The organism is Nonomuraea sp. C10, assembly GCF_008017515.1.
In the GTDB taxonomy this organism is placed as follows: Bacteria; Actinomycetota; Actinomycetes; order Streptosporangiales; family Streptosporangiaceae; genus Nonomuraea; species Nonomuraea ferruginea.
The window spans coordinates 1028399-1050772 of sequence record NZ_VPFF01000001.1 but is presented as its reverse complement, the minus strand read 5'-3'; the positions used below and the strand labels follow the sequence as shown (position 1 = coordinate 1050772).

Sequence of the window (22374 nt, the reverse complement as noted above, 5' to 3'; positions counted from 1 at the left end):
TCTCACGTGGGCATGCGATCTTCCGCACACGACGGTAAGCCTGGCTTGCGGTTGAGGCATAGAATGTTGCGTATGACGCAAGAAAGTGGAGAGGTGGACGGCCTCGTACGCAAACGCATCCGCGCTCTGCGGGTCGCTCAGGGCTGGTCCCTGGAAGAGCTGGCCACCCGGGCCAACCTCAGCCAGTCGTCACTGAGCCGCATCGAGAACGGTCAGCGCCGCCTCGCCCTGGACCAGCTCGTCACCCTCGCCCGCGCCCTGGACACCACTCTGGACCAGCTCGTCGAGACCGCCACCGACGACGTCGTCATCAGCCCGATGATCGACGACACTCACAGCCTCATGCGCTGGCCCGTGAAGGGCGACCCCGGGGTGAGCGTCGTACGCCAGCGCATGACCGCGCCACCCGACAGCCCCTCCCGCATGCGTGCCCACCCCGGCCGGGAGTGGCTGGTGGTCCTCTCCGGCACCGCGATCCTCATGCTGGGGCACCGGCGCTTCCGTCTTGAGACCAACCAGGCCGCCGAGTTCCCCACCATGCTGCCGCACGCCATCGGCGCCGAAGGCGGACCGTGTGAGATTCTGGGCATCTTCGACCGCGACGCCCGCCGCGGACACCAGCGCGACAACGGCGGCGCCTGCGACACGCCCGGCACCCGCGCATGACGTCGACGACATGCCCGCCTCGTACGGCCGGCCGCGCCGGCGCTTCTCATCCCTCGGCGCGGACCTCGGCGATCACGTCCCGCAGCACGTCGTCCAGAGAGTGCGTCGACCGCCATCCCGTCAGGGACCGCAGGCGCCCGGTGTCCGGCACCCGTTGCAGCGGCTCCTCCGAGTGCGGTCCGTACACCTCCTCGTGCGGGACGAAGACGATTTCCGAGTCCGAGCCCGCGAGCTCGATGACGCGTCTGCCGAGATCCAGGATGCTCGTCTCCTCCGACGACCCGAGGTTGAACGTGCCGCCGATCGACCGCTCGTTCTCCAGCAGCAGGAGCATCGCGGTCACCGCGTCGTTGACATGCAGGAAGCACCGGGTCTGGCTGCCGTCGCCGTAGATGGTGACCGGCTCGTTCGCCACGGCCTGGCGGACCAGCCGGGGCACCACCATGCCGTAGGCCGGGCTCTGCCGGGGGCCCACGGTGTTGAAGAAGCGCACGATGATCGTGTCCAGCCCGCGCTCCCGGTGATAGGCGTTGACCAGGCACTCGTCCACGGCCTTCGCCAGGCTGTAGGACCAGCGGGCGACCTCGGGCCGGCCCAGCACGTGGTTCGCGTCCTCGCGCAACGGCATCTCCCGGCTCTGGCCGTAGACCTCGCTCGTGCTGGCCAGCAGGACCTTCTTGCGAAAGGCGTCGGCCGCCTGCATGACCACCTGCGTGCCGCGCACGTTGGTGATCAGCGAACCGAGCGTCCGGCTCACGATCAGCCGGACGCCGACCGCCGCCGCCAGGTGCACGACCACGTCGCAGCCCTCGACCAGCTCCGCCACCAGCCCCTCGTCCAGCACCGAGCCCTTGACGAAGGTGAAGCACCCGCCGGCCGTGTGCGCGGCGAGGTTGTGGCCCGTGGACAGGTCGTCCAGGACGACCACGGAATGGCCTTGTGCGAGGACCGCTTCGCCGAGATGGGATCCGATGAAGCCGGCCCCTCCAGTGATCAGGTATCTCACGGTTGTTCCTGGCAGAAATGGATGGGCAGCCGTGACGCATACGATTCATAGAGCATAATCGAAATGCTCTGCCGTGGCCTGTGCGCGCCGACCGGAAACTCCCCGGACATTCGGCGGATTACCCGGCGGCCGAAAAGCAGGAGGCGGATTGAGGAGACTGCTGGTGGTCGTCGCGCACGGCGATGACGAGACCCTGGGCGCCGGCGCCACACTCGCGCGGCTGAGCGAGGCGGGCGTGCGCATCCGGCTGTGCGTCCTGACCCGCGACGACGGCTCCCGCGACCCCAGCGGGGGCGGCGCCACCGACCGCGCCGGGGCGATCGAGAAGGCCGCCGGCATCCTCGGCATCGAGGAGGTCAGCGTCCACGGCTACGGCGACAACCGGCTCGACCAGGTGGGTCAGCTCGAACTCAACCGTGCGATCGAGGCGGAGATCCGGCTCTTCGGCCCGGACACCGTGTTCACCACCAGCCTCAGCGATCTCAACCAGGACCACCGCCTTGTGAGCTCCGCGGTGCGGGTGGCGGCCCGTCCGGGGCGCACCGGCGTCACCGAGATCCGGTGCGTCGAGGTGCGGTCGGCGACCGACTGGGGCGAGGCGTCCGGCCTGCGGCCGGCGTTCTCCCCCAACTGCTGGCAGGTCGTCTCCGAGAAGCATCTCGAACGCAAACTGGCGGCGCTGCGCGCGTACGGCGGGGAGGTGGAGGAATGGCCGCTCCCGCGAAGTGAGAATGGCGTGCGGGTATTGGCCGCATATCGCGGCAGTCAGGTGGCCGCCCCCTTGGCCGAGGCCTTCGAGATAGCGCGCGTCATCCACGATTAGCCGGACCTCTTGATCGGTTCCCTCGGCGGGGTAATCTTCTGTCGTGAGCTCCACGCCTTCGGAAGCGATGGCAGCGATTCGTGCTCGACAGCAGGAGCAGTTCCGGCATCTCGCCAAGAGTGGCTGCGAGAAATCCGTCCTGGACGATTTCGAAGCGTTCTTGGCCGCACCGGGGACGCTGTCCCGCCCGTCATTGATCGTGCGTTGCCGGATCAGCGCTCAGGATCTCGATGTGCGTGTGGTCGTGGACAAACCCATATCGCGGCACAGGCTGACGGATTCCCTCCTGCCCGCCCTGCGGCGCCTGCTCCCCCGGATACGTCACCCCGCGGACTTCTTCGTGCTGCTGAGCGACAGCGTGTACGTCTCCCCTGCCGGCCGGGCCGAGTTCGTCCAGTTCCTCATGAGGGCGCCGCTGCTGAGATGTGACCGGCGTGACGGCGACGACATCAGCGCGCACTCCATCCTCATCCCCGACTTCGCCATTCTCGGGCCCGGGTACGCCGGCGAGCTGGCCGCCATCGCGAAGGCCGCCGCGGCGATCCCGTTCGAGCGGCGCCTCGGCCTGATCAAATGGCGGGGCACGCTGTCGGGTCCCGGATACCCGAACTTCGGCAACCGGCGCGACTTCGCCCGCTACGCGCTGCTGATGGCCTCGCGCAAGCACCCCGAGGTGCTGGACGCGCGCCTCGTCACGTACGACAACCTGACCGACAGCGAGTCCGCGCTCGCGCTGCGACGCCACCTGCGGGAGGTGTTCGGCGACCCCGCGGAAGAAGTGCCCGCCGAGGGCTTCGTACGCTACAAGTACCTGATCTCGCTGGACGGCGCGGTGGCGGCGTGGAAACGCGTGCCCACGATCCTGGCTTCGAGATCTGTCCTGCTGCTGCAAGCTCAGTGGAGCCAGTTCTTCTACGCGGGGCTGAAACCGTGGGTCCACTACGCACCCGTCCGGCATGACCTGTCGGATCTGCTGAAAGTCCATGCACGGCTGGCCGAGCATCCGGAGGAGGCGGAGGCGATCGCCGACAACGGGCAGCGCTTCGCCGGGGAGATACTGCACCCGGCCGCGCTGGACACCTTCTTCCTCCACGTCGTCAACAGGTGCGGCGAGCTGTCCAGCTGATACGGATGACGGTCGACGCGTTCTCCCTGATCTCGCCGATGCTGCGGCAGCCGGCGATCCGCATCGCGATGCGCAGCTCCTCGACCAGGAGGCCGACCGCGTCGACGACCCCTCGCTCCCCACCTGCCGCCAGCGCCCACATCACCGGCCTGCCGAGCAGGACGCCGTCGGCTCCCAGGGCGATCGCCTTGAGGACGTCGGTGCCCCGCCGGAATCCGCTGTCGATCAGCAGGCCGGTGCGCTTCCCGACGGCCGCGGCGATCTCGGGAAGCATCCTGATGGTCGACTCCGTCGTGTCCAGTTGCCTGCCCCCGTGATTGGACAGGATGAGCGCGGCCACCTCCAGGTCCAGGGCCGGCGGGACGTCGAGCGGGTTCATGATGCCCTTGAGCACGACGGGCAGCGCGGTCTGTCCGCGCAACCACTCGACGTCGCTCCACGTCAGCGCGGGATCGAGGTCCGCGCCGACCGAGTGGATGGGGTTGTCGTGCACGACCACGTTCCGCCGCGCGAAATTGGCGGCGACCACGTCCGCCGGGAGGGCGAACCGGTTGCGGACGTTCCTGTAGCGCCTTCCGGTGACCGGACATCCCACGGTCAGGACGATCGCCTTGTATCCCGAGCCTTCGGCCCGCTGAATCAGCTCCTTCGTGAGCGCCCTGTCCTTGAAGATGTACGTCTGGAACCAGAGATGCTCGTTGCCGGAATCCCTCGCGACGTCCTCCATCGCGACACTGGACATCGAGCTCACGATCATCGGAATGTCCAGGGCCTTCGCGGCTCTCGCGGCCGAGACCTCCCCGCTCTCGTGGACGAGCCGGTGAAAGGCCGTCGGGCTGAACCCGACGGGGAAGCCGAACGAATGCCCCAGCAGGCTGGTCCGCAGGTCGAGGTCGGCGACGTCACGCAGGCACAGGGGCAGCAGCCGGATCCCGTCCAGGTCGCGGCGGTTGGCCCGGCTGGTGATCTCGTCGCAGGCGCCGCCGTCGATGTAGTCGAAGACGCCGGCCGGCAACCGCTCCCTTGCCAGGGTCCTGAAATCGTCGAGGCTGGGCGGTGTCATGGCGGGGGCGGGCCCTCGTCGACGGGAGCCCAGTCGCCGTGCCGGTGCACGATCTTCCACGTGCCGTCCTCACGCCGGTAGACGTGGGTGACCCGGATCGTCATCGGCTCGGCGGGCCGCCCGTCCACGGACGCGGTGAAGCGTTCGCACCCCACGGTGTAGGCGAGGTCCCCGACGATGTCGACGACCTCCACGTCGAAGCTGAGGTCACCGCACCGGGAGAACCTCGACCCCACCCACTGGTAGACCCGGTTGAGCTCGGCGGATCCCGTGGTGCACGACCCCCAGGCGCCGAAGAGGCTCAGCGGGTCCCGCGTCGACCACATGCTCATGAACGGCGCCTGGTCTCCCGAGAACAGCGCTCTCATCGCCTCGGTCTGGCGGGCGAGGGTGTCCGCGCGAAAGTCGTCGAGCTCACCCATGGGGCCTCCCGAGGCGGGACTTTCCTACAGCCGGGAAGTTATACCGGCGGGTGACCCGTGTAAACGGGTCACCGGCCGGGGAAGTCCCGACGCTTATCATGTCCTCGGTATAACCGAGCTTCCGCAACAGCCTGTCCCTTACTCCGGGCCATTCACACCGGATAATGCTGTACAGCGCGGAATCCCTGACCCGGCCGTCGTCGTAGACCATGTGCTGACGGATCACGCCTTCCTGCACGGCGCCCAGAATCTTCATGGCGGCCCTCGAACTCAGGTTGTACGGGTCGGTGATCAGCTCCACCCGGTTGACCGACAACCTTTCGAAGGCGTACGTCAACGTCAGCAGCCTGACCTCCGAATTGACGAGGGTTCCCCGCGCGCTGCGCGTGTACCACGTCGAACCGAGGGCGAGGCGGCGGTGCTCGGGAGCCATGTCGTAGTACCGCGTCGATCCCACGATCCTGTCGTCCGCCCGGCGCCGCACCGCGAACGGGTAGAGCTCCCCCATCGCGTCCCGTTCCACGGAGTAGTCGAACCAGTCGTCGAAGTCGGACCCTCGTACGGTGGTGAAGTACGTCCAGATGCTCTGGTCGTCGCCGGCGGCCGCCCGCAACGGCTCCCGATGCCGCATCGTCAGCGGCTCCAGCACCACGCGGGGCCCGGAAAGCGTGCCGGGCCGGGCGAATCTCATCCGCCTCCCCTCCCTCGCTGACTGGTCCTGACCTCGACGTAGTGCGGGAACGGACGGACGACGCCCGGGTCGTGGTCCAGCAGCACCACGTCGCCCGACGCGGCCACTTCCCGGAATCCGTGGAACCTGTAGGTCAGGTACATCATGCGGTTGCGTTCGTTGGCGACGAAGTCCGCCCGCAGCCGGACGCCCTGGCGCCGGGCCGACCGCACGATGTGGCTCAGCATGATCCCGCCCACTCCGCGGGTGATGACGCGGCAGGACATGACGAGCAACTTCACCAGCCAGGCGTCCGGACCCCGCTCGACCAGCGCCAGGCCGATGGTCCCGCTGGACCCGTACCGATCTTCCAGCTCGGCGACCAGCAGGAGGTGATCGGGCGAGTCCTTGAGATCGTTCAGCTCCTCGTACGCGTAGTGGCGGCCGGTCGTGTTGAGCTGGCTGGTCCTCAGCGTGAGTTCCTCCGCCCGGCGCAGGTCGAGCTCCCCGGCCGGGCGGATCGTCATGCGCATGCCGAGCGTCTCCAGGAACTTCTCGCGGCTGCCCGGGGACTCGTTCTGGGCCCGGTTCCGCTGGATGTCGGCCTGGCACATCTGCCGCCTCCGCCTCGACTCGTCGGTGACGAACCGGGGTCGCATCCGGGGCAGGTCCAGCAGCCCGCCGAGGTCGGCGGCGTCGATCGCGCTCACCTGAGGCAGGGCGTACCGTACCTCGTCCCGTTCGAACGCCTGATCGTCGACGAGGGCGAGGGTGTCCAGGCCGATGCCGAGCTCGCGGGCGATGATCCTGATCGACGCCGACTTGTCGGCCCAGCCGATCTGCGGATGCAGGAAGAACTCGGCGAGGCCGAACTCGGTGACCTTCGCCCACGCCAGGTCGTGGTCGTTCTTGCTGGCGACGGACTGCAGGATGCCTCGGTCGTCGAGTTCGCCGACGACGGATCTGACGCCGGGCGCGAGGACCAGGTCGTCGCCTTCGAGCAGGGTGCCCTGCCACAACGTGTCGTCGAGGTCCCAGACGACGCACTTGATGCCCGGCCCCTGCCGCTCAGCCCGCATGCTCACACTCCGTCGCCGTCATCGCAGGTACGGCCGCTGGAAGGCGTAGTCCGCGAGGGTCACCTGGTGGATCTCGTGGGTCCCCTCGACGATCCCCATGACGGTGGCGTCACGCAGATACCGGGCGACCGGGTAGTCCGTGGTGCAGCCGTTCGCCCCGTGGAGGTGGACCGCGTCGTTGGCGACCCGGATCGCCGCCTCGGCCGCGTGGTACTTCGCCAGCGCGGTCTCCATGACGGCGCGCGGGTCGCCCGTCTCCCGCAGGCATGCGCTCCGGTAGCAGACCGCCTGGGCGGCGGTGTGCGCGACCAGCATGTCGGTGAGGTGCCGGCGGACCAGCTGGTGGTCTTTCAGCGTGCGGTCCCCCTGGGTGCGCCGCCCGGTGTACGAGACGCAGGCGTCCAGGCATCCCTGGATGATTCCGGTGCTCCCCCAGGCGACCGAGAACCGCCCGTGGTCGAGCGCCAGGTTGGCGACGAAGCCGAGTCCCGCGCCCGTGGGCCCCACCTGGTGCGATCTCGGGACCCGGACGTCGTCCAGCCGGACCTCGGCCGGCATCGACCCCCGGGTGCCGAAGATGTCCGTGACCGGTGTCACGGTGAGGCCGTCACTGTGCCGGTCCACCACGAGCGCGACCGGCTCGCGTTCGCAGTGCGCGAAGACCAGGAACAGGTCGGCGATCTGCCCGAAGGTGATCCACTTCTTCGTGCCGCTGACCAGGTAGCCGTCGCCCACCTCCACCGCCCGCGTCCCGATCGCCCGGGTCGCGCTGCCGGCGCCGGGCTCGCTCAGCGCGAAGGCGATGATCTTGCGGCCGGCGCAGAGCTCCGGCAGCCATCGCTGCCGCTGATGCCGGTCGCCCAGCGCGGCGAGCGCCTGCGCCGCCATGTTGTGCACCGTCATCAGGCTGCGCACGGACGAGCACGCCTTGCCGATCTCCTCGGTGACCAGGCCGTAGCTGACCGGGTCGAGCTCGCCGCCGCCCCACCGCGCGGGCAGGGCGGCCCCCAGGTAGCCCTCCTCGCGCATCGCGGCCAGGACGGAAGCGGGAGTGGCCTGCTGCCGGTCTATCTGGTCCGCCAGCGGGGCGATCCGCTCGGCGGCGAACCGCCGCGCCCTGTCGCGCCACCCGGCCTGGACGTCAGTCAGCCGCATGGCCGGGCCCGGGTGGCGGCTGCGTCTTCCTCAGGACGAACGCCGTCAGAGCATCGATCGAGGAGAAGTTGACGATGTCCAGATCTTCCCGCTCGGCCTTGATCGAGAACTCGTTCTCGACGAACTGGACGAGCTGCAGGGCGAACAGGGAGTTGACGAGCCCCAGCTCGAACAGGTCGTCCGCGTCGCCGACCTCCTCCATGATCGCCTGTCTGAGGTAGCTTCTGACCCTGGCTTTCACGTCCATCGGAGCCCCTGCTGTCCGGAGTAGTCGAAGAAGCCCTTGCCTGACTTCCGTCCGCGCAGGCCCGCGTCGACCATCTGCCTCAGCAGCGGGCACGCGCGGAACCTGCCGTCCCCGTAGCTCTCGTTCAGTACGTCGAGCGTACGGAGGACCGTGTCCAGGCCGATCAGGTCGGCGGTCGCCAGCGGTCCCATCTCGTGGGCCAGGCACTTGACGAAGATCTCGTCGACGTCGGCCGGGGTGGCGACCCTGTCGTGCACGACGCTGATCGCTTCGTTGATGGCCAGCATGAGAACGCGGTTGGACACGAAGCCGGGCATGTCGTTGGTGACGACCCCCCGCTTGCCCAGCCCGCCGAGGAAGCCCTGGACCGCCTCCACGGTCGCGTCGCTGGTGTGCCAGCCCTTGACGACCTCCACGACGGGCTTACGGAAGACGGGGTTCATGAAGTGCACCCCGATGACGCGGTCGGGCCGCCGCGTCGCGCCGGCCAGGCGGGTGATCGAGATCGCGGAGGTGTTGGCCGCCAGGATGCGGTCCGGTGGGCAGATCCGGTCCAGCCGGGTGAAGACCTCCTCCTTGATCGGCCGGCTCTCCGTGCTGTTGTCCACGACGAGGTCGATGTCGGCCAGGAGGCCGTAGTCGGTCGTGCAGTCGATCCGGGACAGGATGTCGGCATGGCTGGCCTCGCGCACCCCGGCATCGAACAGGGACGCGTACCTCAGGTTCTCGCCGATGGCCGACCGTGCCCGGTCCAGGATCCCGGTCTCGACGTCCACCAGCACCACCCGGTGCCCGGCCTGGGCGAGGCACTGCGCGACCTCGGTCCCGATGGTCCCCGCACCGATGACGCCGACGTTCGGAAACTCCATGGCGACTCCCCTGTCTGTACGTCGAGCCCGCTCAGGCGGTCAGCCCGAGGTCCCGGTGGACGATCCGCTCGATGGCGGCGGCGCCGTCGAAGTCCAGCTCCGCACGCCGGTCGGGTACGCCACGGCCGGTCGAGCCGATGGCCCGGGCGAACATCCCCGGCAGTTCGGAGAGGTCGAGCGACACCTCGAGGTCCACGAACTGCCGCAGCCGGGCCGCATGACGGTATTGCTCATCGCGCCGATCCCTCCAGAACGGGAAGCAGAGAATGCGGGCGTTCCCCTGCAGCGCCTCCAGGAGCGAGTTGTATCCGCCCGAGGAGATCACCAGGTCCGCGCCGGCATGGAGAAAGGGCATCTCGTGGGTCTCCTTGTGGAGGCGCAGGTTGCCTGTTTCGACGAGGTCGCGGTGCCGCCGCGGCCAGGCGATGTTCGACCGGGGCCCCCGGACGATGTCGAAGGTGACGTCCGGGTACGCGCGGACGAGCTCCAGGCAGCCCTCGATCAGCGGCTCGCCGAGCTGGCCGCCGCCGGCCGAGGCGACCACCCAGAGGTCGCCGTCCTTCAGGCCGCGGTCCTCGCGGACCGTCTTGACCGTGTCGTGCGGCACGCCGTCCGCGACATAACCGGTGTGGACCGTCTTCTCGCGGATCGCGGGCCCGAGGTTGTACTGCGCCGCGAAGTCGAAGACCTTGCGATCGGTGGCGACCAGGATCCGGTGATAGTACGCGTCCAGATACCGGCCGGCCTTCCCGCCGAAGACCAGCCGGCGCAGGTTCGCGGTCTCGTTCAGCACGCCTCTCGTCACCAGGTACTTGAGGCATCGCCTGTCCTCGATGACCTCCGCGAGCTCCTCCCCCGCGCCCAGCGGAAGATGGTCGACGAAGATGACGTCGGGCTCGAACGCCTCCACGACCGCCGTCAGGATCGCCTTCCGCAGCCGGACGGCGCCGGCTTCGTCCAGGACGACGAACGGCCGCCGGTCCCAGTAACGCGCCTTGTCCTCCAGGAGGCTGTCCCAGCTCGGCAGGTGGACGTACTCGCACTCCTCCGGCACGAACCAGTGCGCCGCTGACCGGTGACCGGTGACGATGAGGCACGAAAGACGCCCTTGGAGCCTTCTGGCCAGGCAACCGAGTCTTCTCAGGTGCCCGATGCCGGTGCCCCTGTCGTAGACGAAGAAGATCGCCCTCTTGCCCGGGCGGTTCGACACGCTAGTTCGTCCTCCTGCGTACGAGTGACCTCCGGACGACGGCGAGGAAGTCGTCCATGTCGGCGAACGTGACGTCCGGGTAGATGTAGAAGAGAGGCTGGCCGGCCAGGGCCAGCGCGTCGTCCACGCCGCGCACGCGCACCGGGATGGCGCCGGCTCCCTCCAGGGCGAGGACCGGAAGGGTGCAGAGCTTGACGTCCTTCCTCCTGGTGAGCTTGAACACCGCGGCGCCCGCCCACGCCTGGACCCTGATCCCGGCGGCGATCGGCGTCGACAACGCCAGCTGGCCCGCCTTCGCGTGGATGGTCCAGCGCAGATGGCCTGGCAGACAGGTCAAGATGGGATCTTCAGCGAGCTCCCGGTCGCTCTTGATCTCGGCCATGTAGTCGATCGCACAGGCCCAGGACTCCCTCAGCATCATCTGCCTCAGGCGCTCCTTCACCCGATCCGTGGGCGCGAGCCCCGCGCGGGCGTCGATGCGGACGCCGGCGAGTTCGTCGGGCGGGATCGCCACATACGGTTCGAAGATGTGCGCTGTCAGGTCGCGGTAGAGAGCATGGCGAGCATCGGCCGGCAGGGGGTCGAACATGGTGAGCGAGTCGTATTTGATCGTGTAGATCAGGGATTTCAGCAGGGGGACGAACCGGCCCTCGGCATTGGCGTATTCCGGATCGGGCTCGACCCGGGCGGCCATGGTCATGGCGGACACCATGTCGTTCGGATCGAATATCGACCACAGCACCCGCCCGTACTCCGCGCGCGCTCCGGCGGCGATCGCGCTTTTCCGCCGCCGGTCACCGGCCGGCATCGAGTCCCGGAGCAGCGACCGGTAGTCGAGGATGGTGATGTGCTCGTCGAGCCGTAACCGTTCGACCCAGACGCCCAGACGATTCCAGTAGCGCTCGACGACGCTGTCCGGCTCGTTCACCAGCTTGTTGTAGCGGCTCCCGTCGGAAACGACCGTGAATCGCGCCAGAGGCCCTTGGAGATCAGGTCTCGCCGCCCGATAGATCTGCTCGACCGTCGACACGATCTCGTTGAGACCGAGGAGGAAATTGAGCTCGGCCAGGTCGGGCAGCCGGCCGCGGGTCTTGAGTGGTGAGGAGAACTTGAACGGCAGCGCCGGAATGACCATCTCGATGGGAGAACCGGCCTCGACCCGCTCCGCCACGGTGCCGCACAGCAGCTCCCTGGAGCAGCTCCGCAACGGCTCGGCGCGATACTGCCGGTCGAACATGACTTCCGTGATGACCTGAGCTGTTCCGACCTGGCGTGGATCGGCCAGCCCGTAATCCTGGTAATTATCGCGCGCCCTCGACCGTGCGGCGGCGGCCCGATGTCCGGAGAAGACGTCGCAGGCTTCACGCAGGGCGGGAATCAGCCGGTCGTGGACGGCCTCGGCGTCGATATGCAGCGCCTTCGCGACGAACCGGTCCTCGTCGTAGAGTTCGAGCCGCGGATCGCCGGCGAGTTCGTGCATGAAATGCGAACTGATCACGGCCTCTTGGATCTTGTCGAGGCCGACCTGGTAGGACACCTGTTCCGGATAAGGAGCCCGGGGAAACTTCATGGCGCCAGATCGCCGCATATCCGGTCCATGTGCCGACGCCCCCTCAGCTAATACCGGCCACCTCGACGGGGCCTCGGTGCTGAAATGTCTTTCGGGACCATCCGCCGCGGGCGGAACATGGCTGAACCACTACTATCACAGCCCTATCCAGCCAACAAGCAGTCATTTCCGTGGCCGCGCCGCTCCGAGATCATCCGAACGGCCCGGCCATTGACGACGGCCCCGCGAGATCGGTTCACATCGCTTGACGTGCGCGAAGACGTGTGTCGATACTGCGATATGCGGAGCTTCGACCAGGTGGCCGTCTACGAACACAGGGCCTGGAAGGGGTTCCTGCTTCCGGCCGTTCTTCCGGGCGCGCGCCGCATCACCGCCGGCCTCGGAGAGGGATTCCAGGATGTGCTTTCACGAATACCGGCCGGCTGCCGGTTATTCGTGTTCCATATCAACCTGACGCTTTCCGCCCGGGTGCCGTTCGACCGGGAAAAACTCGTCGGAGAACTGCGGGCCCGCGGCGTCACGGTTCGAAACGCCGGGATCACCGACATCTCGAAGCGCGCCGTCCAACGAGCCTGTGCCCGGGCCGGGGTCGCCACGGCCACGGCACCCCGCCAGGGCGATCCCGGCGAACCGCTGCTGGTCAAAACGAACTGCAACTACCACGGCGTACGAGAATGCGAACTGACGCTTCCGCAGCGGCGAATGCTCGGATACGAGGCACCGCACGACATGCCGTCCTCCAGAGCGGAGGGCGAATATCGGGTGATGAGGCGCGACGAAGTTCCCCCAGCCATCTGGGCCTCGCCGCACTGGGTCGTCGAGCGGTACATCACCAATGCGGCCCATCGTTTCCATCGTGTCTATCTCGCGGGTGAGGCCATGGTCGTGTCGCGGGTGCACGACTCGGCGGTCTTCAAGAAGATGCCGGTGGGCATCACGCGCGAGAGCTACTACCTGAAGACGTCCGACGCCGGCCGCCCGGCGGCGCTCCCGGCGGACGTCGCCGGCGCCGCGGCGATGTCGGCCCGCGTCTCGGACGCCGCGCGGGTGGAGTACGGAGCTTTCGACCTGGTCAGCGACGATCACGGCGATCTCTACCTGATCGACGTCAACACGACGCCGTCCTGGGGCGACGGAGGACATCCCGACCTGCTCGCCTATCTCGGGTCGGGTCTCGTACGGAATCCCGATGGAGGATAGGCGGGAGACGGCGCTGATCCGGCTGCCCTGCCTGGAGGAGCGGCTGCGCCTGCCCCACGTCTATGCCAAGTGCGAGATGGGGAACCCGACGGGGACGCACAAGGACAGGATCGCGGGCGGGCTGGTGCTCGCCGCGATCCGCGACGGAGCGGCCGGGGTCACGGCCGGCAGCTGCGGCAACCTCGGGGTGGCCCTGAGCCGGGCGAGCCGCGCGCGCGGACTGTCGTGCACCGTCTTCGTGCCGATCCGGTACCACCACACCCGCTCGGAAGAGATGACCGGCCTCGGAGCAGTGGTGATCGCCCGAGGGGACAACTACGAGGCGGCGGTCAGGGCCAGCCGGAGCTTCGCCAGGAAGCGCCGGCTGTTCGACGCCAACCCCGTCGGCCGTGGAGGGAGGATCGCGATCTTGGCGTACGGGGCGATCGTCGACGAGCTGATGGCGCAGTGCCCGGTGCCGCTGGGGTCGATCTGGCTGCCCGTCGGCAACGGCACGTGCGCGGCCGGGGTGCACGCCCGGCTCCGGCATCACGGCGTCGAGGTGCGCATCGGCGTGGTGGGAAGCGCCGGGAACACCGCCCTGACGGCGAGCCTCGCCAGCGGCCGCCTGGTCGAGCTCGACGCGGCGCGGCTGCTGGAGACGGAGGTGAACGAGCCGCTCGTCAACTGGTCCTCCTTCCATGCCCGCGAGGCGATGGACGCGGTCCTGGGCACGGGGGGCCACTTCTGCGACGCGACGGACGAACAACTGGTCCTGGCCAGTGACGGCATGCTCAGGCACGCCGGTCTCCGCGTGTCCCCGGCGGGCGCGGCCGGTCTGGTGGGCCTGCGGGCCTTCGCCTCACAGCTCGACCGGGCGTCGGCGCACGTGGTGGTTCTCACTGGTTGAGCTCACAGAAACCGCCGGAGCTTGCCGCCCGGCAGATTGATGGCCGGGACGTTGACGAGCTCGAACCTGGCGCCGGGGAAGCGCCCGCGCAAGACCGCGGCCAGGGCGGTGTCACCGCCGGGCCGGCCCACCCAGGAGATCACGATCCGATGGTCCTCTCCCGGCGCGACCTGGAACTGCTTCACCGGAGGATCGGCCGCCGCGACCGCCGCGCCGATCTCCTCGGCGGTGATCGAGCCGGTGCCGTCCCCGTAGGCGGCCCGCTCGCGTCCGGGCATGGCGACGATGGTCTGGCCGTCGTGGCCGCAGTCGCACTCGCCCGAGGTCACCGTCGCCCTGTCGCCGATGCGGTAGCGGATGAAGGCGTGGCGCCAGTTGAGCGCGTTGGTGATCAGCAACTGCCCCGTCCCCGTCGGGCCGAGGCTTCCGTCGCCCGCCTCCACCTCGACCGTCAGATGATCCGTCACCACGTGCATGCCGGTGCGATGCCGGCACTCGTACGCGATCAGGCCCGCCTCGCTGGCGGCGTACGCGTCGAGCACAGAGCATCCGAGCCCGGCCTCGATGCGCGCGCGGTCGTCGGGGTAGAGGTTCTCGCCGCTGCACACCACGTAGGCCGGGGCGATGCGCCCGCCTCCGTCGTGCGCGCCGTCCAGCTCGATGAGATCCAGCAGCACCGAGGGCTTGGCGTGCAGCAGGGCGATCCGTGCGCGGCGGAGGTGCTCGACGAGCGCGACGTCGGTCATCTCGTCGCGGCCCAGGATCAGCCTCCGCAGGATCGCGCCGTCCAGGGCGGGCATCACGACCGAGGTACGGAGATCGCGCGGTGAGTCGGAGATCACGAAGACCGAGGGTTCGCCCGGGACCAGGGACGAGAAGAAGGCGGGGAGCACCGTCGAGATGCGGAGGTAGCTCGCGTGGTTGAGATCGAAGAAGCTCGGCAGGTCCCAGGCGACGCGAAGGGTCCGGCCGAAGGTGCCGTTCGTGGAGATCCGGAGGAACTCGCCGCGAGGATCCTCGAAGTCGGTGCTGATGAAGTCGAGGCGCCTGTCGTCGTGGTCGGCCCGGTCGATGACCGGGAACCGGTCCAGATCGCGCACCGCGCCCTGGAAGAGGTTCCGATAATGGGGGACCGCGGCCGAGCACTCCGCCAGGAACGCCCGCTTCAGGTCTCGGCAGGTCAGCCGTTCCACCCACAAGGGGTACGCCTCGAGTGCCAGTCCGAGATTGACGCGGGCGTTCTCGCGCGAAGTCTCGTCCGCGGTGAGATCGTCTCGCTGGATCGCCGGCATGTGGCTCAGCACATGAGCAGGATCTGGATCCCCCGCGCGCATGCGAGCCGCTCGTCGGCGATGTCGTCGATGTGCCGGCGCAGTGCGGCGCGGACGTCGTCGACCGTGCCGAGGTGCTCCTCGGCGACCTCGATCACGACCCTCTGCTTCGCGCCCGCTGTCGCGTAACTGTCGTTCATGTCCCCTCCCCCATCATGGAGGTGACGCTGGCCGCGCCCCTCTATGGCTTTCTGTGCGGCGAGCGTAACACGGGGTGACATGGCCGATCCGCCAACCTTTCGTGTGGCGCCACGCGGGGGTGCGGCACGTAGGGTGAGCGCGTGTGGTACTTAGTGATCTTGTCGGCGGTGATCGCCGGCGGTCTCGCCGTCGCCCGGCGCCGGCTGGTGATCGTCCAGGTGACGGGGCCGAGCATGCTCCCGGTGTACCGCTCCGGAGATCGTGTGCTCATCCGCCGCGTGGCCGGTTCGAGACTCAGGCGGGGTCAGGTGGTGGTCTTCGAATCGGCGCTGGAAGGCCGATGGCGCACCGGCCCGCTGTCCGCCCCGAAGGACTCGAAGTGGCTCATCAAGCGGGTGGCCGCGCTGCCCGGCGATCCGGTGCCGCCGAAGGTCACGCACGCGGTGAACGCCCCCGAGGGGGCGCTGGTCCCCGAGGGGCGGCTGGTCGTCATCGGCGACGGCCCGGCGAGCGCGGACTCGCGGAACTGGGGCTATCTCCCGGCGGACCGGGTGCTGGGCGTGGTCGTGCGCAGGCTCTCCCCCGCTGAGGGGTCCGGCGTGAGCTCGTAGCCGCTGGCCTGCAGGCCGAACAGCCGCGCGTACGTCCCTTCCATCGCCATGAGCTCGCCGTGGGAACCGCGTTCGGCGATCCTCCCGTCGCTCAGCACGACGATGAGGTCCGCGTCCCGCAGGGCTCCCAGCCGGTGTGAGATCAGGACGCTGGTACGGCCCGCCCGATGCCGGCGCAGTCCCAGGTGGACGGCGTGCTCGGCCTCCGCGTCCAGGCCGGAGCTCGGCTCGTCGAGGATGAGCAGATCCCTCCGGTGGCGCATCAGGGCGCGGGCCAGCGCCAGCCGCTGCCACTGCCCGCCCGACAGGGTCACCCCGGCCTGGCGCTCGTCGTCGTCGCCGAAGAAGATCCGGCTGAGCAGCGTGTCGTAGCCCCTGGGCAGCGTGTCGAGCGTGTCGTGGATCCCGGCGCGCCGGGCGGCGGCCCGGACGGGCTCCGGATCGGCGCCCGCGGCCAGGTCGCCCAGCATGATGTTCTCGCCGGCGGTGAGGTCGTACGACATGTAGTCCTGGAACACCGCGCCGACCCGGGCGCGCAGGTCGTCCGGGTGCACCTCACGCAGGTCCACGCCGTCCCAGTGGATGGAGCCGCGGACCGGGTCGTACAGCCGGCACAGCAGTTTGACCAGGGTGCTCTTGCCCGCCCCGTTCAGGCCGACGAGGGCGACGGCCTGGCCGTGCGGGATGAAGAGGTCCACGCCGCGCAGCACCCAGGGGTGCTCGTCGTCGTAGCGGAACCACACGTCACGCAGTTCGATGCCCGTTCGCAGCGGGGGCAGCGCGGCGGGCTCCGGGGCCACCGGGAGACCGGGCCCGGCCCGGACGACGCCGATGTAGTGCCCGAACATCAGCAGGGCGTTGTGCGCGCCCGCCCACTGGCTGACGATCGCGGTCAGGGCCGTCTGCACCCCGGCGACGGCGGCGACGAACACCGAGACGTCCCCCACGCTCAGACCTCCGGCGGCGGCGGCGAGCACGGCCCAGATCAGGCCGCCGGCCGCGACGGCGGCGCCCAGCAGGGACAGCAGCCCCTGGCTGTGCAGCGTCCGACGGTCCAGATCCCGCTCGGCCTCGTTGACCGTCCCGAGTTCCGTGAGCATCCGGCCGCGCAGGAAGTCGCCCAGCCCGAACAGCCGCACCTCCTTGGCCGCGTCGGGGCTGGTGAGAAGGGAGCCGTAGAAGAGCTGGCGGCGCGTGTTGGAGCTGATGCCCCACATCATGCGGGCCCTGCGGCGGCTCAGCGCGAGCTGGACGCGGGCCGACGGCAGGGCGGCGGCGATGACGACGACGACCATGACCGGGCTGAGCACGGTCAGCGTGACGACGAACCCGAACAGCGTCAGGATGCCCTGGCAGATCGCCAGGGACGAGCCGACGATCTGCTGCGGAGCGTTCTGGCCGGCCTCATGGGCCAGCCGCAGCTCGTCGTGGAAGGCGGGGTTCTCGAAGCGGCTGAGCCCGGGGTCGGCGTTGACGGCCTGGAACAGCCGGTCGTAGATCAGCGTCTGCAGCCCCCGGTGCAGCTGTCCCTTGAGGTAGTCGGAGACGTGCGGCAGGACGACCAGGGCCAGGCCCGCCACTCCGAGTGCGGCCGCGAGCGGGAGGAGGACGCCCTGGCCCCCGCCGTCCGCCAGCCTGTCGAGAACCAGCTTGGTCAGCCACGCGGTCACCACCGGCGCCGCCCCCATGAGCAGCACCGTCGCCAGCGAACCCGTCAAGGCGGCCGGCTGCGCCCGCCAGGCCAGCTCGACCGCCACCCATCCGCGGCGGAACAGGGAGACCCCGGCGGGACCTTCGGGGTCCCTCACGTGGTCACCGCTGGGCCGGCGAGTGCGAGGCGGATGACGACCATCGGCGCCGGCCGGCGCGAAGCCGACCGGCGCACGTACCGCATGACGATCACTCGGCGAGGACCTCGATCAGCGCCAGGGGGTGCAGGCCGTGTAACCGGCGGCGATGCAGCACGTCCTGCGGATGGTGTAGCCGACGAACTTCGTCTCGTCCCAGCAGGTGTCCGCGGCGGCGGAGGTCTTGGGCAGCAGCTTGTCGAGCAGCCGGTCACCCAGCTTGCCCAGGGAACGGATCATGAAATCTCCTCTGTCGAGCCCCGTAAGAGGTCATGCCGGAGCGGTGATCATTACTTGCCGGCGCCTGCAACCTATGCGGACCAAGATCAGAAAATAATGATCAAGATCGTCATATCAGACGATCCCGCTTTGATGACTTTTGCTGTTGACAGATTTTTCCGGGTCCGTCAGCATCACTGACCTGCTCGATCCGCCGGCTCTGGATGCGGGTGCCCGGCCCGCGACGCATTCCGTGAGCGTACGAGCAGGTTTGTGACAGCATGGGGGCGCACCTCGATCTTCCCGCCCTCGCCTGCCACATGGCATGGTGCGGACCTCTGAACGGCTGCGGTCAGTCACGAAGCTGGGAGAGCTCGATGGAATTTCGGCTGCTCGGGCCCGTTGAAGTCTGGAACGACAGGCGCCAGGTGTCTCTCGGGGGGACCAAGCCCCGGACGCTGCTCGTGGCGCTCCTCCTCGAACCGGGCAGGGTGGTCACCAGCGAGCGGCTGGTCGAGGCGATCTGGGCGGAGGACCCGCCGGCCACCGCGAAGGGGATCCTGCACACCTATGTGGCCTCGCTGCGCCGGGCGTTCGCGGCCGCGGGGCTGCCGCCCGTCATCATGTCCCACCGCGTCGGCTACCTCGCCCAGATCCCCCCGCGCACTCTGGACAAGGACGTGTTCGAGCAGCATCTCGCCGAAGGGCGCGGCGCCGCGCGGAAGGGCCACCACCGGGAGGCGTCGGCCTCCTTCCGGGCCGCGCTGTCACTCTGGCGCGGGACGGCGCTCGGCGGCATCGGCGACTCCTTCCTCCGCGCCGAGGCGGACCGGCTGGAGGAGCTCAGGCTGGCGGTCATCGAGGAACGGGTCTCCGCCGACCTGGGAGCGGGCCAGGACCAGCAGCTCATCGAGGAGCTGACAGAGCTGGTCGCCCTGTATCCGGGACGCGAGCGCCTGCGCCGCGACCTCATGGTGGCGCTCTATCGCTCGGGCAGGCAGGCCGACGCCCTGGCGATGTACCAGCACGGCAGGCAGGTCCTGATCGAGGAGCTGGGCATCGAGCCGGGACCCGAGTTACGCGAGACCCAGGCGGCCATCCTGCGATCCGACACCACGCTGCTGCACAGGGCGAAGGCCGCCGCCCAGCTGCCCCGCCAGCTGCCCTCGCCCGTGCCCGACTTCACCGGCCGCGCCGAGGAGATGGCCCGGCTGAGCGGATATCTGACCGGCCCGGACGCCGTGCCACTCTGCGTCATCTCCGGGCAGGGCGGCGTCGGGAAGTCGGCTCTTGCGCTGCAGACGGCGTACGAGGTCGCCCCCCACTATCCCGACGGGCAGCTCTACGTCGAGCTGCGCGGCACGACGGAGGCGCCCGTCACCCCGGAGGAGGCGCTGGGGCGGCTGCTGCGCGAGCTCGATCAGCCCGGCACGCCGATACCCGCCGCTCTGGAGGAGCGCGCCGCCCGCTACCGCACGCTGCTGGCCAGCAGGCAGAAGCTGATCGTGCTGGACGACGCGGTGTCCGAGAGCCAGGTGAGACCGCTCCTGCCGGGCGGCAGGGGATGCGCGGTGATCATCACCTCGCGCAACCGGCTCGCCGGGCTGGCCGGCGCGGCGTTCGTCGATCTGGGCCTGCTGCCGCAGGAGTCCGCGTTCGAGCTGCTGTCACGGATCAACGGTCCCGAACGGATCGCCGGCGAGTCGGACGCGGCCTGGCGCCTGGTGAACCAGTGCGGTGGCCTGCCTCTCGCCCTGCGCGTCGCCGGGGCGCGACTCGCGTCGCGCCGCCAGTGGTCGGTGGCCCGGCTGGCCGACCGGCTGGACGACGAGCACCGCAGGCTGGACGAGCTCGCCGTCGGGGACCAGGCGGTACGCGCCAGCATCGGCCTGAGTTACCAGCTGCTGCCGCCGCCGGCCAAGACCGCGCTGCGCCGGCTCGGCCTGCTCGGGATGCCGCACTTCACCGTCTGGGTGGCCGCCTCCGCCATGGAGGCGAGCCTCGACGTCGCCGAACAGGCGCTGGAGCAGCTGGTCGACGCCTCCCTCGTCGACCTCGTGGACGCGGATGCGACGGGCCAGGTCCGCTACCGGCTGCATGACCTCACCCGGCTGTTCGCCAAGGAGCGCGCGGCGGCCGAGGAGACGGAGGAGGCGTGCGCGGCCGTGGTCACCCGGGTGCTGGGCGGGTGGCTGTGGCTGGTCGAGCAGCTGAGCGAGGCCCTGCCCACGGGCATGATCCCGATGCGGGCCACGACCGGGCTGACCCACCCGGTCGACGCCGAGGTGGTGCGCGCGGTGCTCGCCGACCCGCACGCCTGGTTCCGCAGAGAGGAGGAGTCGCTGATCGTCGCCGTCGAGCTCGCGGCGGCGATGGACCTCGACGAGATCGCCGTCGAACTGGCCTCCGCGTTGTCCGCCGTGGCCTTCGAGGGCAGCCAGTATCTCTTCGACAACCCGTTCGCGGCCTGGCACCGGACGCACCAGGCCGCCCTCGCCGTGGCGCGGCGGATGGACAACACGCTCGGCGAGGCGAAGCTGCTCGCCGGGCTCGGCCAGCTCTCCTACGAACGCGACTCCTTCGCCGAGTCGCGCGAGTATCTCAGCCAGGCCCTGCCGTTGTTCCGCGCCGCCAAGGACACCAGGGGCGAGGGCACCACCCTCGCGGCACTCGGCGCCGCCTGCCGCGAGCAGGGATATCTTCCTGAGGCCCTGCACTTCCTCGGCAAGGCGGAGGAGCTGTGGGACGACCTCGCCGACTCGGCGGCCGTCGCGCACATCAAGCGGCTGATGGGCACGGTCCACCTCGAACGGGGAGACTACGCCGCGTCGTGGGCCTGTCTCACCGCCGCGCTGGCGCTCTACCAGCAAGGCGAGAACCGCCGCGGTGAAGGGCTGACGCTGCGCAGCATGTCGCTGTACCACCGCGCGCGAGGCGAGCTCGACAGCTCGGAGGCTCTGTGCGAACGGGCGCTGGCGATCTTCGAGGACCTCGGGGACCGTCTCATGGTGGCCTACTGCCATCGTTCCCTGGCCAAGACCCGCGTGCGGCTGGAGAGATACGACGAGGCCCGCGAACCGCTGGAGGAGGCGCTGGTCACCACCCGCACTCTCAGCGACCGCTGGGGCGAGGCCTGCACCCTGCGCACCCTGGGCGAGCTCTATCTGGCCGAAGGGCGGCTCTACCAGGCCAAGAGCCATCTGGAGGAGTCGCTGCGGCTGTGGGAAACGCTGAACATCGCCCTGTTCCGCGCCCGTACCCTGCGTGACCTCGCCCTGGTCCATCAGGCCCTCGGCGACGACGCGACCGCCGAGACCATCCGGTCGGAGGCCGTGGAGGTCTTCCAGTTGTACGGCGCCCGCGAGTACGGCGAATCCCTTCCGCTGTAATGATCTGTAACGCCGCTACAGCGCTTTTGGAGCACCTGGCCGCACCATGGTGACCTGGCGTCTCACGCGGAGCGCCGACGGTCCATCACGAAGGCTTGCATGACTGAGATAGTGCTTCTATCGGACAAGCGAATCGCCGAGACATCGGTGAGGGAGTGCGGAGAACCCCTGCTGGATCTCCGCACCGTGGAGGCGCTCCAGCTTGACCTGAGGCTGGCCGATCCGGCCGGCGCCTTCGCACACGTACGGGTGAGCGTGGCCGACCGGTTGGTCGCGGCGCAGACCCGGCTGCCCCGCGGGCTACGCCTGCTGATCGTCGAGGGCTACCGCCCGCCCGCCCTGCAGAGGCGGTATTTCGCCGACGCCCTCGCCCGCCACCGGGCCGCGCACCCCGAATGGGACGAAGGCCGCGCCCGGATCGAGACCAGCCGGTACGTCGCACCACCCGAAGTGGCCCCGCACACCACGGGCGGCGCCGTCGACCTGACCCTGTGCACCGCCGACGGCGTCGAGCTCCCGATGGGCACATCGGTCAACGCCACTCCGCCGGAGAGCGACGAGGCCTGTTACACCGCCTCGGCGGACATCTCCCCGGAGGCGAGAGAGAACCGCCGGCTCCTGTCCGCGGCCATGACCTCCGCCGGGTTCGTCAACTACCCGACCGAGTGGTGGCACTGGTCCTACGGCGACCGCTACTGGGCCTTCAGCGCCGGGGCACACCACGCCACGTACGCCACGACCGACGCGCTGTGAGTTCACGGCCTCTCGATCGGCACGGTCGTAAGGGGCCGTTCCTCGTTCACGGGGCTGTGGCGTCGTCTGGAGGAAAGTTACAGCGGAT

General features: G+C 69.3%; 22 protein-coding genes. 8 read left to right on the top strand and 14 right to left on the bottom strand.

Annotation, left to right across the window (positions count from 1 at the left end):
* Positions 1-72: 72 nt before the first annotated feature.
* Positions 73-666 (top strand): helix-turn-helix domain-containing protein, encoded by a 594-nt coding sequence (locus tag FR742_RS04925; protein WP_222708839.1) that lies wholly within the window; start codon positions 73-75, stop codon positions 664-666.
* A gap of 46 nt (positions 667-712) precedes the next feature.
* Here FR742_RS04925 and FR742_RS04920 read toward each other — a convergent pair whose 3' ends face one another.
* A complete protein-coding gene (locus FR742_RS04920) occupies positions 713-1672 on the bottom strand; it encodes an NAD(P)-dependent oxidoreductase (RefSeq protein WP_148029820.1) in 960 nt (319 codons plus the stop codon).
* Positions 1673-1820: 148 nt separating this feature from the next.
* On the opposite strand from FR742_RS04920, the gene FR742_RS04915 reads away from it, so the two are divergent.
* Together FR742_RS04915 and FR742_RS04910 are read left to right on the top strand one after the other, a co-directional pair.
* A complete protein-coding gene (locus FR742_RS04915; protein WP_148029819.1) occupies positions 1821-2495 on the top strand; it encodes a PIG-L deacetylase family protein in 675 nt (224 codons plus the stop codon).
* Between the two features lie 244 nt (positions 2496-2739).
* A complete protein-coding gene (locus FR742_RS04910; protein WP_187281001.1) occupies positions 2740-3621 on the top strand; it encodes a glycosyl transferase family 90 in 882 nt (293 codons plus the stop codon).
* Here FR742_RS04910 and FR742_RS04905 read toward each other — a convergent pair.
* Genes FR742_RS04905 through FR742_RS04865 form a run of 9 tightly spaced genes read right to left on the bottom strand, consistent with a single transcriptional unit; the run spans position 3593 to position 11873 of the window.
* Entirely contained in the window at positions 3593-4684 is a 1092-nt protein-coding gene (locus tag FR742_RS04905; RefSeq protein WP_148029817.1) for an alpha-hydroxy acid oxidase, read from the bottom strand. The two genes, FR742_RS04910 and FR742_RS04905, sit on opposite strands and share 29 nt — an antisense overlap.
* Entirely contained in the window at positions 4681-5106 is a 426-nt protein-coding gene (locus FR742_RS04900) for a nuclear transport factor 2 family protein (protein ID WP_148029816.1), read from the bottom strand. The genes FR742_RS04905 and FR742_RS04900 overlap by 4 nt, the downstream gene beginning before the upstream one ends.
* Positions 5099-5797 carry a GNAT family N-acetyltransferase gene (locus tag FR742_RS04895; protein ID WP_148029815.1) on the bottom strand — a complete coding sequence of 233 codons (699 nt, stop codon included), beginning with the start codon at positions 5795-5797 and terminating at the stop codon, positions 5099-5101. Before FR742_RS04895 ends, FR742_RS04900 begins: the two co-directional genes overlap by 8 nt.
* Positions 5794-6855: an HAD family hydrolase gene (locus FR742_RS04890; RefSeq protein ID WP_148029814.1), complete on the bottom strand. Its 1062-nt coding sequence runs from the start codon at positions 6853-6855 to the stop codon at positions 5794-5796. The genes FR742_RS04895 and FR742_RS04890 overlap by 4 nt, the downstream gene beginning before the upstream one ends.
* 18 nt (positions 6856-6873) lie before the next feature.
* Positions 6874-8010: an acyl-CoA dehydrogenase family protein gene (locus FR742_RS04885; RefSeq protein WP_148029813.1), complete on the bottom strand. Its 1137-nt coding sequence runs from the start codon at positions 8008-8010 to the stop codon at positions 6874-6876.
* A complete protein-coding gene (locus FR742_RS04880) occupies positions 7997-8257 on the bottom strand; it encodes an acyl carrier protein (protein ID WP_148029812.1) in 261 nt (86 codons plus the stop codon). Before FR742_RS04880 ends, FR742_RS04885 begins: the two co-directional genes overlap by 14 nt.
* Positions 8248-9126, bottom strand: coding sequence for a 3-hydroxyacyl-CoA dehydrogenase family protein (locus tag FR742_RS04875; protein WP_148029811.1), 879 nt, complete (start codon positions 9124-9126; stop codon positions 8248-8250). Before FR742_RS04875 ends, FR742_RS04880 begins: the two co-directional genes overlap by 10 nt.
* Before the next feature lie 31 nt (positions 9127-9157).
* Positions 9158-10336, bottom strand: a complete 1179-nt coding sequence (locus FR742_RS04870) for a glycosyltransferase (RefSeq protein ID WP_148029810.1) — start codon at positions 10334-10336, stop codon at positions 9158-9160.
* 1 nt (position 10337) lies between these two features.
* A complete protein-coding gene (locus FR742_RS04865) occupies positions 10338-11873 on the bottom strand; it encodes an L-tyrosine/L-tryptophan isonitrile synthase family protein (RefSeq protein WP_187281000.1) in 1536 nt (511 codons plus the stop codon).
* Positions 11874-12155: 282 nt separating this feature from the next.
* On the opposite strand from FR742_RS04865, the gene FR742_RS04860 reads away from it, so the two are divergent.
* Together FR742_RS04860 and FR742_RS04855 are read left to right on the top strand one after the other, a co-directional pair.
* Positions 12156-13106, top strand: coding sequence for a hypothetical protein (locus tag FR742_RS04860; protein WP_148029808.1), 951 nt, complete (start codon positions 12156-12158; stop codon positions 13104-13106).
* Positions 13096-13995 (top strand): pyridoxal-phosphate dependent enzyme, encoded by a 900-nt coding sequence (locus FR742_RS04855; protein ID WP_148029807.1) that lies wholly within the window; start codon positions 13096-13098, stop codon positions 13993-13995. Before FR742_RS04860 ends, FR742_RS04855 begins: the two co-directional genes overlap by 11 nt.
* 2 nt (positions 13996-13997) lie before the next feature.
* Here the strand turns inward: FR742_RS04855 and FR742_RS04850 are convergent, their stop codons facing one another.
* Both FR742_RS04850 and FR742_RS44315 read right to left on the bottom strand, forming a co-directional pair.
* The gene (locus FR742_RS04850; protein WP_148029806.1) at positions 13998-15287 is read right to left on the bottom strand and encodes a hypothetical protein; all 1290 of its coding nucleotides are present in this window, start codon (positions 15285-15287) and stop codon (positions 13998-14000) included.
* Between the two features lie 5 nt (positions 15288-15292).
* Positions 15293-15466, bottom strand: coding sequence for a hypothetical protein (locus FR742_RS44315; protein ID WP_187280999.1), 174 nt, complete (start codon positions 15464-15466; stop codon positions 15293-15295).
* A 141-nt stretch (positions 15467-15607) separates the two neighbouring features.
* Between FR742_RS44315 and FR742_RS04845 the strand changes: the two genes are divergently transcribed.
* A complete protein-coding gene (locus tag FR742_RS04845; protein WP_148029805.1) occupies positions 15608-16078 on the top strand; it encodes a S26 family signal peptidase in 471 nt (156 codons plus the stop codon).
* On the opposite strand, the gene FR742_RS04840 is transcribed toward FR742_RS04845, so the two are convergent.
* Entirely contained in the window at positions 16000-17886 is a 1887-nt protein-coding gene (locus FR742_RS04840) for an ABC transporter ATP-binding protein (protein WP_148029804.1), read from the bottom strand. The two genes, FR742_RS04845 and FR742_RS04840, sit on opposite strands and share 79 nt — an antisense overlap.
* Positions 17887-17997: 111 nt before the next feature.
* Complete coding sequence (locus FR742_RS44310) at positions 17998-18165, bottom strand: hypothetical protein (protein WP_187280998.1); 168 nt, start codon at positions 18163-18165, stop codon at positions 17998-18000.
* Positions 18166-18521: 356 nt separating this feature from the next.
* Here FR742_RS44310 and FR742_RS04835 point away from each other — a divergent pair, with 356 nt between their 5' ends.
* Positions 18522-21533, top strand: a complete 3012-nt coding sequence (locus tag FR742_RS04835) for a BTAD domain-containing putative transcriptional regulator (protein WP_148029803.1) — start codon at positions 18522-18524, stop codon at positions 21531-21533.
* Positions 21534-21632: 99 nt separating this feature from the next.
* Positions 21633-22286: a M15 family metallopeptidase gene (locus FR742_RS04830; protein ID WP_148029802.1), complete on the top strand. Its 654-nt coding sequence runs from the start codon at positions 21633-21635 to the stop codon at positions 22284-22286.
* Positions 22287-22374 lie beyond the last annotated feature (88 nt).